The sequence below is a fragment of the Brevundimonas sp. genome, assembly GCF_036963785.1.
Taxonomy (GTDB): Bacteria; Pseudomonadota; Alphaproteobacteria; order Caulobacterales; family Caulobacteraceae; genus Brevundimonas.
This window is the reverse complement of sequence record NZ_JBALUS010000004.1, coordinates 392,316-405,338: the sequence shown is the minus strand read 5'-3', so window position 1 is coordinate 405,338 and position 13,023 is coordinate 392,316. Positions and strand designations below refer to the sequence as shown.

Below are 13,023 nucleotides of genomic sequence, written 5' to 3'. Positions count from 1 at the left end.
CTCAAGCCTTCAGCCCGAACGCATGCTCCAACCACATATCCGTCGCAAGCGTGAACCAGACGGGCCCCCACGCCCCGTCGGGTATCGGCCCCTCGGATCCGTTTCGTCGCCACGCCTCAAAGGGCGCGTGCATCGCCGCAATTCGTTCAGGCACGATCCAGCCGAGTTTGACAGCGGTCAGCTCATGCACCGGGCGCTCGCGCAGCAACTCGCTGATCGCGTCGACCTGGTGCGATACGAAATAGGATTTGGTGCGCCGCTGCCGGATCTTCTCGGGCAAGGTTCCACGCATGGCCTCGCGCAGCAGGTGCTTGCGTGTATTGGCCTTGCGCAGATGCTCGCCCGCTGCCCCCATGAAGAAGCGGGTCAGGCGAAGATCGTGCAGCGGGTGTCGGATCTCGACGCCGTGGCTTTCGGCAAAGGCGAGAACGCTGTCGATCGTCGTGTAACGGCGCCCCAGCGAGTAGACGCCGTAGCGCGCCTTCTGACCCATGCCGCTTAATCCCTCGCGGGGAATGCTCTCGCGCCAGCGATCCTGAAGCCCGATCCGTGCCATCCAGTCGCTGCGGATCCAATCCGGCCGCGCAAGCCGGAAATCGAGATGCGGCCTGAGCATCGCATCGCGATGCCGGGGGCTGACAAGCGGCAGTGCCGCCTTGGCGAGCGTGCGGCGGGCCCTCACATACCCCGGCTCGTCCGGCCAGAGTTCGGCGCCATGGCGAAACAGCGCGCCCCACTGGCCGCGCAAGAGCCGGTCCGGCCAATGCGAGGATGACCCGTTGAGCCAGTCATCGCCGCCTTCCCCGGTCCACAGCACGCGCCGTCCGTCCGACTGGAGTGTCGCCAGCACATTGCCCATCGTGTCGAGGACGTTGGGCCTGACCGGCAACTGATAGGAGTCGGCGACCCACTGTCGCGCCTGATCGGGCGAGAACGGCCGGGAACCGACAACCTCTGCGGTGATACCCAGATGCGCCTCGACCGCGCCGCTCCACTCGCTTTCGTCATGGGGCTCTCCGGGGAAACGCGCGGAGATCGCGCCGATCTGGTGGTCGAGTTTGCCTGCCCGGAACAGCTCGGTGGCACGGCACACGATCGACGACGAGTCCAGCCCGCCGGAGAGCTGCGAGGTCACCGGCCCGACGCTGCGGCTCGTGGCTACCAGCGACTGGTCAAACAGGTGATTGAACCGCTCGATATGCTCCTCGATCGAGAGGTCGGACAAATCCTCGAAGGGTCCGCCATGCCAGGCCCACGTTGAGACGGCGCCATTTTCGAACCGGATAGAGCCACCTTGTGGCACCCGCTCGATCCCGCCCCATAGAGTGTCTGTTTCCGATACGAAGCGTGCGGAAAGGTACTCGCCGATCGCGCCCTCGTTCAGCTTGCGTTCGAAGCCGAGGCCCAGGATCAGGGCGCGCGGCTCGCTCGCGAAGCCAAAGGTACGGCCATCGAAGCTCCACAGCAGAGGTCGCCACCCCATCGGCGAACGGAACAGGTCCAGCCGGTTCGCACGCGGTTGCCACGCTGCGATGGCATAGTCGCCGACGAGCCGATGGACGAATGATCGCCCTTCACGCTCGAACAGTTCGAGCGCAATCGCGCCGTCGGGCGCGTCTGCCAGACGCTCCCCGGCCGCGCCGAGCACGGCAAGCAAGTCCGCGCGATTGTCGAGCCGCCCGTCGAACAGCAGGGCGATCTGCGACTCATCCCCGACAAAAGGCTGAACCTCGCCCTGCGCCTCGGGAGTCGTCGCATGGGCGAAGCGCACAAAGGCGGCCCGGCTATCGTGCCATTGGGCGGTCCCGTCGAACCCGCGCCGCATGGTCGATCCGGCGAGCCGGTCGAGCAGTTCCTGCCCGACAGGTCGGCCGTCGGTGAAAACCGCGCCGGCTATCCCGCTCATGTCGCGGGGCCCTGATCAATCGGCATCGAGGAGCAGCCCGAGCTGGAGCGCATCAGCGACAAACTTGTGGACATCGTGCTGCATCGCCTCGAGCGGAACATCGTGCGCGGCAGCCAGATCCGCCGCAATCTGCGCAAGCGGCGTTTCCGCTGCAATCGCTTTCCAGATCGCCGCCGCCGACGGGTTCAGCACATGGTAGCGCCCATCACGCGCGTCATAAACAGCCAGCTCGCCCGTGACGGGTGGCCAGGACAGCTCGGGTGCGGGTCGGATCATCCCGCTTACTCGCATGAGTTCGCCTGCCGCTCCAAGAGGTTCCTCAACTGGACAGTCTCTGTGGACGTGTGCAACAGGTCGGGGACATGGGGAGTTCGATGAACGTGGCCAGAGTCGACAGCAGCCGGATCGACCTCTGCCTTTTCGTACCGCCTTTCGCGTCGGTGAGCTTTCCCCAACTCGGCACGGCTGTGCTGAAGGCCGCATGCCAGAAACGTGGAATCCCGACGCGGATCATCCACGGCAATCTGACGCTCGCCGCGTTTGTCGGGCTCGAGGCCTATGAGGCGGTCGAGGCCACCCCGATGCGCGCGATGATGGCCGATCATCTCTTTCGCGACTTCGCCTATCCGCCCCATATCGCTGCCGGATTGCCCCCGCCGGAGCCGCTGGGTCCAGACCTTCAGGCGGTGTTCGACACCGTCTCACCCGCGGTCGAACCGGTCATCGCCGCCATGGTCGCGGAGATCCTGGCGCTGCGCCCCCGCATCCTCGGTCTGTCCTCGACCTTTCAGCAGAACATGGTGTGCTCGGCGATCGCCTGGCGCGTGAAGGCTATGGCGCCCGATATCTGCATCGTGCTGGGCGGCGCCAATGCGGCGTGGCCGCTTTGCCTCGGCGTGTCGCGCGCCTTTCCCTGGATCGACCATGTCTTTGCGGGCGAATCCGACATCGACTTTCCCGATTTTTGCGAGACGCTGATCCGTGATGGCGTTGCGCCACGCGAGCGGGTGATCCGCAGCGAACCGATCCGCGACATGCGCGTCGTCGCAGCGCCCGACTTCGCCGACTATTTTGCGATGCTACGCCCGCTGCAGGCCGCCGGGGCCTTGCCTGACGCGCTGCCCCGCTACATCACCGCCGAAAGCTCGCGCGGATGCTGGTGGGGGGCAAAGAGCCACTGCACCTTCTGTGGCCTCAACGGCGACGACGGCATGGCCTTTCGTCACAAGCCGGCCCAGCGGATGCGGGTCGAGCTCGATGAGCTGGCGCGGGACGATGTGCGCGCAGTGTACATGACCGACAACATCATGCCGCGCGCCTATCTCAAGGAGTTGCTGCCCGGCCTGGCCACGCGCGAGCCCCTGCTGAACCTTTTCTACGAGGTCAAATCGAACATGACCCGCGCCGAGGTGGAGACAATGGCGCGCGGGGGAGTCGCGATGATCCAGCCGGGGATCGAGTCATTGGCCACCGGCCCGCTGCGCCTGATGCGCAAGGGCGTGTCGGCGCACCAGAACATCGCCCTGCTCCGGGATTGCGCAGCGACGGGGATTCAGGTCGCCTGGGGCATCATCTATGGCTTTCCGGGCGAGGCGGCTGCAGATTATGCGGCCATGGTGGAGCTGATGCCGTTGCTCGCGCATCTCGATCCGCCCAATGCGATGCATCGCATCGTCATCGACAGATTCAGCCCGCTCTACCGTGGGCACGAGACGAACGGCATCGGCCGTGTCACGCCCTTTGCCGCCTATCGCGCGCTCTATCCGCCCTCGATCGACACCATGGACGTCGCCTATCATTTCGACGGCGAGTATTCGACCGAGTTGCTGGATGACGCGGACCTGCTTGACCGCCTGCGCGCAGCCATCGCGGCGTGGCGGGCGGCATCTGCCCACCCGTCTCCGCCGGTGTTGCAACTGCTGGAGCGTGACGGCGGGGCGGTTGTACTCGATACGCGTTCCGTCGCGACGCGGACGATGACACCGCTGACCGCGGGCCAGTACGCCCTCCTCGTCGCGCTCGACCAGCCGCGGCCTCGCAGCGCGATTGAGCCAGCGATGCATGAACATGCCGATTGGCTGGTCGGCCGTGGCTTCGCCATCGATTATGAGGACCGCCTGGTCGGCATCGTCGTCCGTCCGGTGCCAGTGGCGGCCACCGCACAGCCCGCCCGTCAGGCAGCCGAAGCCTTCGCAGACGCCGGGGCTTCCGCCGCCTGACGCCCGATGGGGGCATCCCGCCCTTGTCGCAGCGGCGCTCTTGCCCGGCATCCATGGCCCCTGGCTGCCAACAAACCGCGCGAGGTGGTCCGGCTGAAGACCGGCGAGCACACACCGGCATCTTCCAGGCGCCGGGGACCATCGCACCCTTGTGCGACCGGGGCCAAGGCTCCATCGACCCGGGCCAGCCCCATGACGTCGAGTTCGGGGGTGCTGTGGATGAGCGTGCCGGGACCAACGATTTCGATCGGAGGCCCTGTGGGGGCGCCGCTGGCGTCGAAGGCCTGGGCTTCAATGGCCGCGCCGGTTGAGGGATTGTCTCGGGACCAGACGACGACAAAACCCCCAGTGTCCAGTGACGCCGTCGCATGCCAAAAATAGCCACTCGGACCCGACGAGATTTCGAAACCAGCCCCTAGCGGCTGACCCGTGTCATCATAGAATCGAGCGTGTACCGTGCCTGCGAGGTAGGTAATGACGTAGCCACCGTCATCAAGATGGGCCACGTGCGGATCGTCGCCAAAACTGTTGACCGCGGACTCGGGGCCATGGGGTTGGCCATCGGCGTCGTACTGGCGCGCAAGCACACGGGGGACGCCGTCGGTTGTCCTCCAGGCTACGACGAAGCCACCATCGGGCAGGGCCGCGACCGAAGCCAGGGTCTGATTGTCCTGCGTCAGGCTGTTGATCGGAAAGTCGTCGCCGCGGGGATTACCGGAGGATTCGAAAAGGCGTCCGAACACGCCCTGTCCAGATCCGTCGCCTTCCTGCCAGGTGAGCAGCCAACCGCCGTCGGCAAGGACAGTGACCGTGGGATTGCTCTCGGTCCCTTCGAGAGCAGAGTTTGCAAGGAGCCTGTTGGTTAGAGGCTCTCCCTCTAGACTGAAAACCTGATACTCAATCCCGTCACTGCCGCGCACGAACAGAACGAGTTTCGAGTCCGAAGTGACGATAAAGTCATGGAAGTGGCTGTACCCTGCCGACCATTGGCCGATTGAGATCGGGTCACCGGACCTATGTCCCAACGCGTCGAAACGTTGAACCAGAAGCCCATTTCCCACTCGGTCGTCGCTGAGGAGGATGAGGTACCCCCCATCAGGAAGAGAGGCGATGGCGGACGAACGCTGGCTCGCCTCCGGCGCCGGAGTGACCGGCATAGCCCCGGTTGTGGCCGTTATCCTGACGCTCATCGAGACTTCCCCTCATCCCCAGATACGCTTTGACATACACACTGCCCCAGTGCTGCAACCAAGCCAATGCCTTGGTGACGACGAGTTCCTGCAAAAGGCGCTGCCCGGATGGCTGAGTGGCAGACGCTCGCCGCATAGGCTCTGCGTCCCTGCCCTATCTGCGCTCGGTGGAGACGAGTTGTCGTTGGACTGACAGCACCCCTCGGGCCGCGCCCTCCCCTGATCTTCGAGCCCGGTGCGGACGGCAAGGACGCCGATGTCATAGCCCGTGGTCGCAGGCGTAATGCGGTCGACCATGCCGTCCGGAAAAGCGAGCTGTCCGGCCAGCCAGTCGCGGGTAGCCGCGTCGGCCGCCGCCATCGCCTGGTCCTGCAGGCGTCGCCCCGCTCCCGGCAGGGTGTCGCAGCACGGACCCGTAAACCCCACGCTGCGGCAACCCGTCGGGGCTACAGGGGTTAGGGGAGTGGAACGTTCAAGGTCTGGGACGATGCCAGCCCGAGTCTGACCCGTGAGGTTACCAACGATGTCATCACCCGATCAGTACAGGCGGCTGAACAACGCCGATGGAGACACGGACGGCAACGCCTCCACCCCCGTGTTCGACCCGGTGCTCGCGAGCGGCCAGGCCGATGCGGAGGCCGGCGGGGCAAGCCCCCTGGTGCAGTCTCCCGCGCCGCCTGCGCCGGACCGGAGGACGCCGGAGGCCGGCCAGACAGGCCTCCGCCTTCCGATGTGGCTGTGGTTGGCGGTGGCTGCCGCTATCCTGGCCGCACTACTGGCGGCCGCGATTCTGCTCTGATCTCCGGGCCCTCGCCGCCCGGACCCGGGCCGAAAACCGGACCCGCGATCATGGGCGGGAACCGCTCTCGGGAATCGCCCCGCCCCCGCCGGGTTGGGATCATGGTGGCTCGAACTGGGGCGGCGTAGCGGTCGATCCCCGGCGGGGCGTGATCATCGCCAACTACAATGACATGCCGATCAGATGTCAGAGCGAATCCGCGGGATGCGAGGCCATTGGTACCGATGGTTTCAGGCCCGGCGCGTTGAACATGGCGATCACGAAGCCGGCCAGCGATATGACCCCCACCCCGACCCCGACGATGGCCAGCGACAAGGCCAGCTGCGCTTCGCCGCCCAACATCTGACTTCCGAGGCTGACGAGGATCGGAGACACCCCCATACCGATCAGTGTCCCGAGGATCATGAAGGCGCCCAGACATGTCCCGCGCTCCTCGTTGGGGACCAGGACGGCAATGGCGGTGGCGGTCACCAGTCCGCACACGGTGCCGGAAATCATGAGGATCAGCAGGACCAGGCCGAACATCGTCGTATCGGTCATGATCGGAAACAGGCCGGCCGGCACGCCGATGGCCGCCGCACCCACCGCCCCGATCAGGACGCCCCCTCGCAAATTGCGCTTGTGACCCCAGTCGGCGACCACGCCGCCCATGATGGACCCGACGACGCCTGCAATAAGCAGCACGCCGCCGATCAGGGCCGCCGCCTGACCCGGGCTCTGGGCAAAGTCGCGGCTGAGGACCGGCGCGGCCCAGATGGTGGCCGCCACGTCCGCCATGGTCACCGTGATCTGGCCGACGAACAGGGGCGCCAGAAAGGCCCTGCGGCGCCACAGGGCCGACGTCATGGCGCGGAAGCTGGCATTGACCTGTTCAACCTCCTGGCGGGCCGGCTCGGCCAGGGCCAGAAGGGGCAGGATCAGGATCGCGCTCAACACGCCCAGCAACAGGCAGACTTCACGCCAGGCCTCCAGCTGGACGAAAGGCAGGTCGACCTGTCCCGAGAACAGGGTGAACAGGGCCCCGCCCGCGACAAAGGCTGCCGCGCCGCCGAACACATTGCCCATCGACAGGAACAGCAGGGACCGGCCGCGGCTGGCGGGCAGCGACATGTCCGCCGCCACCGAAATGGCCACGGGCACCACGCAGGTCCCGCCGACACCCGCCAGCATCCGGGCAAGGAACAGCATCTCGAAATTGGGTGCAAACGCCGTGGCGATTGTGCCGACCGTCCAGGCGATCGCCAGGCCGATCAGGATCCGGGTTCGCGTCGCCCGGTCCGCCAGCCAGCCGAGCGGCAGGGAGATGATGGCCACGGGCACGGCCGCGGCGATGCCCTGCACAAGACTGATCTGAAAGTCGGACAGGCCGAGACTGAGCTTGGCGACTTCCTGAATGGGCGCGAACAGGGTGCGGGTCGTGGCCCCGCACAGGACGATCAGCGCCAGCAGCAGGATCCCGCCCCAGGCCGTGCGCGTCAGCGACGTCGGCGGGGGTGTCGGGGGTGTAGCCGCTTCAGCCACGGCTTCCGTGACCGTGAGGCCGGCATCGGTTCCCATCAGGATACTCCCAAATGGCGGGTCAAAGACTGAAGATCTTGCCGGGATTGAACAGGTCGCTCGGGTCCAGCGCGCGCTTGATCAGGCGCATGGTCTCGACCGCTTCGCCCAACTCCTCGACCAGCCAGTCCTGCTTGCCGAGGCCGATCCCGTGCTCGCCGGTACATGTGCCGCCCATGTCGAGGGCGCGCCGGACCAGACGGTGGTTGAGCGCCTCGGCCTCGGCCTGTTCCTCGGGCTTGTCCGGATCGATGACGAAGACGACGTGGAAATTGCCGTCGCCGACATGGCCGAGAATGGGGCCCGGTATGGAGGCGGTCTCGAGGTCGGCCTTGGTTTCCAGAATACACTCAGCGAGCCGGCTGATGGGCACGCAGACATCGGTCGGCCAGCCGACGCAGCCCTTCCGCAGGCCGACGGCCGCATAGTAGGCTTGGTGCCGGGCTTTCCACAGCCGGTCGCGATCCTCAGGGAGAACCGCCCACTGGAAGGCATTGCCCCCATTGCTGGTGGCCAGTTCGGACACGGTCTCGACCTGCTCCTGGACATAGCGCTCGGAGCCGTGAAACTCGAAGAACAGGGTGGTGGTCTCGGGGTAGTCGAGATCGGACCAGGCGTTGACGGCCCGCATCTGGACGTCGTCCAGAATCTCGACGCGGGCCAGCGGAATCCCCAGCTGGATCGACTGGACCACCGTATCGACCGCGCCTGCCATGGTGTCGAAGCTGCAAACCGCCGACAGGATGGACTCAGGGATACCATGCAGGCGCAGGGTGACTTCGGTGATGATGCCGAGCGTGCCCTCGGCCCCGATCATCAGCCGGGTCAGGTCATAGCCGGCGGCCGACTTGCGCGCCCGCCGCGAGGTCCGGATGTCGCGCCCGTCGGGGGTTACCACCCGCAGGCTGAGGATCGCCTCGCGCATGGTGCCATAGCGCACCGCATTGGTGCCCGAGGCGCGGGTCGAGGCCATGCCGCCGATCGTGGCATTGGCGCCCGGATCGATGGGGAAGAACAGGCCGACATCGCGCAGGTGCGCGTTCAGCTGCTCGCGTCGGACACCCGCCTGAACCGTGCAGTCGAAGTCCTCGGCATTGACCTCAAGGATCGCGTCCATCTGCGACAGGTCGACCGTCACGCCCCCCCGGACCGGCGTGGTGTTGCCTTCTATCGAGGTGCCCGCGCCATAGGGGATGATCGGGGTGTCATGCGCGACGCAGGCCTTGACCAGGGCCACGACTTCTTCGGTCGAATGGGGGAACACCACGGCATCCGGCAGCACAGTTGCAAAGTGCGACTCGCTGGCACCGTGCTGGGCCCGGATCGCCTCAGTCAGGCTCAGCCGGTCCCCGAAGAGGGCGCGCAGGCTGTCAACCAGTTCGGGCTTGAGGCCGGTGGGGCCCGGGGCGAAGGAGGGGGCGTTCATGCCCCCCTCCCCGCCGGCCCACGCGCGATGACAGGGTCGGTCACGTCAGGCCTCAGAAGCTGTAGCCCAGACGGATGCCGACGCGGCGACCGTCGCCGATCTGTCCGAGGCTGCCCAGCGCCGGCAGGCCCGCAACGCTCAACACCGAACTGTCGATGAAGGCTTCGTAGTAGTCCTCGTCGAGCAGGTTGTTGGCAAACACCGAGGCCTCCCAGCCATCGCCCTGATAGGTCAGGGAGGTGTTGACCAGGAAGTATTCGTCCAGCTTCGGCGCAAAGGTGTTCGACAGGCTGGCGCCGTTGCGGTCGCCCTTGCCATAGACCCCGGCCGTGAAGACGAAATCGCCGGCGCCATACGGGATGACGTAATCGCTCTGCAGATTGATCGTCCAGTCCGGCAGGAAGGGGATGCGATCGCTGGGCAGGGTCCGGCCGGTTGTCACTTCATACTGGGTCGAGTCGGTGATCCGGGCATTCTGCAACAGGCCGCCGCCGCTCAGCGTCCAGACGTCCGTCAGGCGGGCGGTGAACTCGACCTCGATGCCATAGCTTTCGGCGTCGCCGGTGTTGAGGTTGATGCCGACGAACCCGCCACCGCCCACGATGGGCGCCAGGCTGTTCTGGGCGATGATGTCGCTGTAGTCGTTGTAGAAGACGGCGCTGGCCAGGGTGAACCGGTTGTCGGCGCTGCTGAGCTTGGTGCCGACTTCATAGGTCCAGACCGAGTCGCCGTCATAGACGGGGTTGGGCGCGCCCGGGCCATTGGTACCGCCGCCGCGGAAGCCGCGCGCCACCGAAGCGTAGATCATGGTGTTGTCGTCCAGCCGCTTGCGCAGGGCGACACGCGGTTGCCACTCCTCGGCCTCATAGCGCGAGGTGACGACGTTCTCGAAATTGATGACCTGGTTGTCGTAGCGCAGGCCGACCGTCAGCTCGAGGTCGGGGGCCAGATCCCAGAAGGCCGTGCCGAACACCGCCCAGATGTCGGCGTCCGAATAAGCATTGGCCGTCGCGGACGGCGCACCCGGCAGGAACATCAGCTGGTTGGTCGAGGTCTGCTCATTGGTCTGGTTCGAGCTGAACACGCCGAACAGGGTGGAGACGCTGTCGGACCAGCGGGTGTCGAAGCGCAGCTCGGCACTGGTCGTCTCCAGCCGCCCGAAACCGGTCGAGCGGATCAGGTCGAGGGGCTGGAAATCGCCATCGGACGACACATCATTGTCGCGGCGGTCGAAGGAGACGATGGCCGTCAGGTCCGTCGCCTCGCCGAGCGGCAGCTCCAGCTTGCCGTTGATGCCGCTGTAGTCGTACTCGGCGACACTGCGGACATTGGTCTGGGCGTCATCGACATAGTCCGTGGGTCCGGTCGTCACGGCGTAGAGCGGGCCGGTCCCGTCGACCGTGTCGGCATAGGCATTGACCGTGACGACGGCATTGCCCGGGGCCAGCCAGCGCAGGGCGCCGCGCACCGTGCTCTGCTCCAGGCGATTGGCGTCCTCATAGCCCAGCAGGCTGTTTTCAATGAAGCCCTCGCGCCCCTGCGTGCCGATCGAGACCCGGGCGTACAGGGTGTCCTCGATCAGCGGACCGGAGGCCGTTGCGCCGACGATGTAATAGTTGTCCGGCCCGGCATAGGTGGCCGTGACCCGCCCTTCCGGCGTGTTCGTGGGTTGTTTGGTGGTGACGTTGATCGCCCCGCCGAGGGTGTTCTGGCCGAACAGGGTCGACTGCGGTCCGCGCAGCACCTCGATCTGCTCGACGGCCAGCGTCGGGCTGTTCAGATAGGAGGTATTGGCCTGATAGACCCCGTCAACGAAGATGCCGACGCCCGGCTGAACCGTGTCCAGCAGCGTGGTGCCGATACCCCGGATCGACAGGAACCCGCGCCCGGCGGCGTCCGAGTTGATGTTCAGACCGGGGGTGACGAGCGCAACGTCGCGGACCGATGTCAGCTGGCGGCGCTCCAGTGTTTCCGAGGTGATGGCGGTGACCGCGACAGGCACATCGGCCAGGCGCTCTTCGCGCTTGCGCGCCGTGACGATGATTTCGTCGACCTGGGTGGCGGCAGGATTCGTGGCCGGAGCCTGTTGGGCGAAGGTCGCGCCGGCGCTGAGCGTGAGCGTGGCGACACTGGTGGCGAGAATGGTGATGTAGCGCATGGTCTGTCCCCCCTCGGAGTGCTCCGGATCAGTCCGGTAGCGATTGTCACAAGGGCTAGGGCAAACCCGACCTGTATGAAAGGTTGGTCACTGTGCCGATCGGCACGAAACCTTGTCACGCGCTTGCAGGGCCAGGGCCAAAGCCCCCATAGGGCCTGCCCGATCGCCAAGCCCGGGGACCTGCAGGAACTGCAACATATCCAGCTCGGCCGCATGGGCATAGCCGGCGAGGCTCTCGCCCAGAGCGTCCTGCAGTCGGGCCAGAAGCCAGGGCTTGCCCGACGGAACACCACCCCCGATCAGAATCCGCTGCGGCGTCGCGGTCAGCACCAGATTGTGCATAAGGCCCGCCAACGCATGGACCACGGCATCCCAGACGGGATTGCTCTCTGACAGACCTTCAGCGGAATGGCCCAGCCGTGCGGCCAGCGCCGCACCGCTCGTCAGCCCTTCCACGCAGTCACCGTGCCAGGGACAGGCGCCCGGCCAGCTGTCGCCTGCCAGCCGTCCGACGCGCAGGTGGCCCGCTTCGGAATGGCCCAGCCCCCCGACCGCGCGTCCATTGACGATGGTGCCAACACCGACTCCCGTTCCGACGGTGATGTAGATGTGGCTGGTCAGACCCTGCGCCCGGCCCCAGCGGGCCTCGGCCAGAGCGGCGCCCGTCACGTCGGTGTCCAGCGCGAAGGGGCAGTCAGGGATTGCCAGACGGGTCAGGTCTGCCCCACTCCAGCCCGGCTTGGGTGTGCGGACAATCTGCCCATGGTCCGGGGCGTCGGGGTCCAGTTGCAGGGGACCGAAGCTGGCCACGCCGATAGCGCTGATCCCCCCGCCTCCGCTCCATCCGGCCAGTGCATCAGCCAGTCGCCCCAGCGTCTCCTCCGGCGTGGTGGTGGGGATCCGGATCTCGTCGCGCACATCGTCCGGCCCCGTGCCAAGCAGGGCGATGCATTTGGTGCCGCCCAGCTCGATGCCGGCGACCGGGCGCTCACCAGCAGACATAGCCACCATCGGTCAGGACTACGGACCCTGTCATCAGACTGGCGGCGTCGGAGGCGAGGAAGGCGATGACCGACGCGACTTCATGTGGCTCGCCCAGACGGCCCATGGGCGTGGAATCGATCCAGCGTTTGAACATCGGCGCCTCCCGGTCGGCAAAGGCGTTGAGCGGCGTGGCGATATAGGTCGGGGCGACCGCATTCACCCGGACGCCACGTCCGCCCCATTCGGCCGCCAGCGAGCGGGTCAGGTGATGCACGGCCGCCTTAGAGGCATTGTAGTGCGCCTGTCCCTGGGGCCGGTTGACGATGAAGCCACTCATCGATCCGACGTTGACGATGGCGCCCTGCCCCCTGTCCAGCATATGCCGGCCGAACGCCTGGGCACACCAGAAGGTGCCGTTGAGGTTGACGTCCAGCACCGCCTTCCAGCGCGCTTCCTCCATGTCCTCGGCGGCGATTTCGCTGAGCGCGATCCCGGCATTGTTGACCAGAATGTCGATGCGCCCGTGACGCGCCTGAATGTCGGCAGCCACCGCTTCGACCCGAGCGCGGTCGGTGACATCCATGACCACGCCGTCCGTCTCATGGCCCCTGTCCTTCAGCGCCGACCGGGCGCCCTCGATGACGGCCTCGTCCAGATCGGCGATGACGACGTGAGCCCCGGCCTCGGCCAGCGCCTCGACGGCGGCCAGACCGATGCCCCCCGCCCCGGCCCCGCCCGTGACCACAGCGACCCGGTCGGTCAGCTTCAGCTTGTCCAGATACAT

11 protein-coding genes are annotated in these 13,023 nt (G+C 66.4%); 2 read left to right on the top strand and 9 right to left on the bottom strand.

Annotated elements, in window-relative coordinates; translation table 11 throughout:
• Position 1 precedes the first annotated feature (1 nt).
• Both V7672_RS11805 and V7672_RS11800 read right to left on the bottom strand, forming a co-directional pair.
• A complete protein-coding gene (locus V7672_RS11805) occupies positions 2-1,906 on the bottom strand; it encodes an asparagine synthetase B family protein (RefSeq protein WP_335624786.1) in 1,905 nt (634 codons plus the stop codon).
• Positions 1,907-1,921: 15 nt separating this feature from the next.
• Positions 1,922-2,182, bottom strand: a complete 261-nt coding sequence (locus tag V7672_RS11800) for a PqqD family peptide modification chaperone (protein ID WP_335624785.1) — start codon at positions 2,180-2,182, stop codon at positions 1,922-1,924.
• Between the two features lie 98 nt (positions 2,183-2,280).
• Between V7672_RS11800 and V7672_RS11795 the strand changes: the two genes are divergently transcribed.
• Positions 2,281-4,125 carry a RiPP maturation radical SAM C-methyltransferase gene (locus tag V7672_RS11795; RefSeq protein WP_335624784.1) on the top strand — a complete coding sequence of 615 codons (1,845 nt, stop codon included), beginning with the start codon at positions 2,281-2,283 and terminating at the stop codon, positions 4,123-4,125.
• Here the strand turns inward: V7672_RS11795 and V7672_RS11790 are convergent.
• Positions 4,080-5,315, bottom strand: coding sequence for a hypothetical protein (locus V7672_RS11790; protein WP_335624783.1), 1,236 nt, complete (start codon positions 5,313-5,315; stop codon positions 4,080-4,082). The two genes, V7672_RS11795 and V7672_RS11790, sit on opposite strands and share 46 nt — an antisense overlap.
• A gap of 12 nt (positions 5,316-5,327) precedes the next feature.
• Positions 5,328-5,741 (bottom strand): hypothetical protein, encoded by a 414-nt coding sequence (locus V7672_RS15335; RefSeq protein WP_442889351.1) that lies wholly within the window; start codon positions 5,739-5,741, stop codon positions 5,328-5,330.
• Positions 5,742-5,838: 97 nt separating this feature from the next.
• Between V7672_RS15335 and V7672_RS11785 the strand changes: the two genes are divergently transcribed.
• A complete protein-coding gene (locus V7672_RS11785) occupies positions 5,839-6,114 on the top strand; it encodes a hypothetical protein (RefSeq protein WP_335624782.1) in 276 nt (91 codons plus the stop codon).
• 186 nt (positions 6,115-6,300) lie between these two features.
• On the opposite strand, the gene V7672_RS11780 is transcribed toward V7672_RS11785, so the two are convergent.
• The 5 genes from V7672_RS11780 to V7672_RS11760 all read right to left on the bottom strand — a co-directional run bounded on the left by V7672_RS11780 (position 6,301) and on the right by V7672_RS11760 (position 13,023).
• Positions 6,301-7,671 (bottom strand): MFS transporter, encoded by a 1,371-nt coding sequence (locus V7672_RS11780; protein ID WP_335624781.1) that lies wholly within the window; start codon positions 7,669-7,671, stop codon positions 6,301-6,303.
• A gap of 22 nt (positions 7,672-7,693) precedes the next feature.
• Positions 7,694-9,097: an FAD-binding oxidoreductase gene (locus V7672_RS11775; protein WP_335624780.1), complete on the bottom strand. Its 1,404-nt coding sequence runs from the start codon at positions 9,095-9,097 to the stop codon at positions 7,694-7,696.
• A 52-nt stretch (positions 9,098-9,149) separates the two neighbouring features.
• A complete protein-coding gene (locus tag V7672_RS11770) occupies positions 9,150-11,255 on the bottom strand; it encodes a TonB-dependent receptor (protein ID WP_335624779.1) in 2,106 nt (701 codons plus the stop codon).
• Between the two features lie 87 nt (positions 11,256-11,342).
• Positions 11,343-12,257: an ROK family protein gene (locus tag V7672_RS11765; protein WP_335624778.1), complete on the bottom strand. Its 915-nt coding sequence runs from the start codon at positions 12,255-12,257 to the stop codon at positions 11,343-11,345.
• Complete coding sequence (locus V7672_RS11760) at positions 12,244-13,023, bottom strand: SDR family NAD(P)-dependent oxidoreductase (protein WP_335624777.1); 780 nt, start codon at positions 13,021-13,023, stop codon at positions 12,244-12,246. Before V7672_RS11760 ends, V7672_RS11765 begins: the two co-directional genes overlap by 14 nt.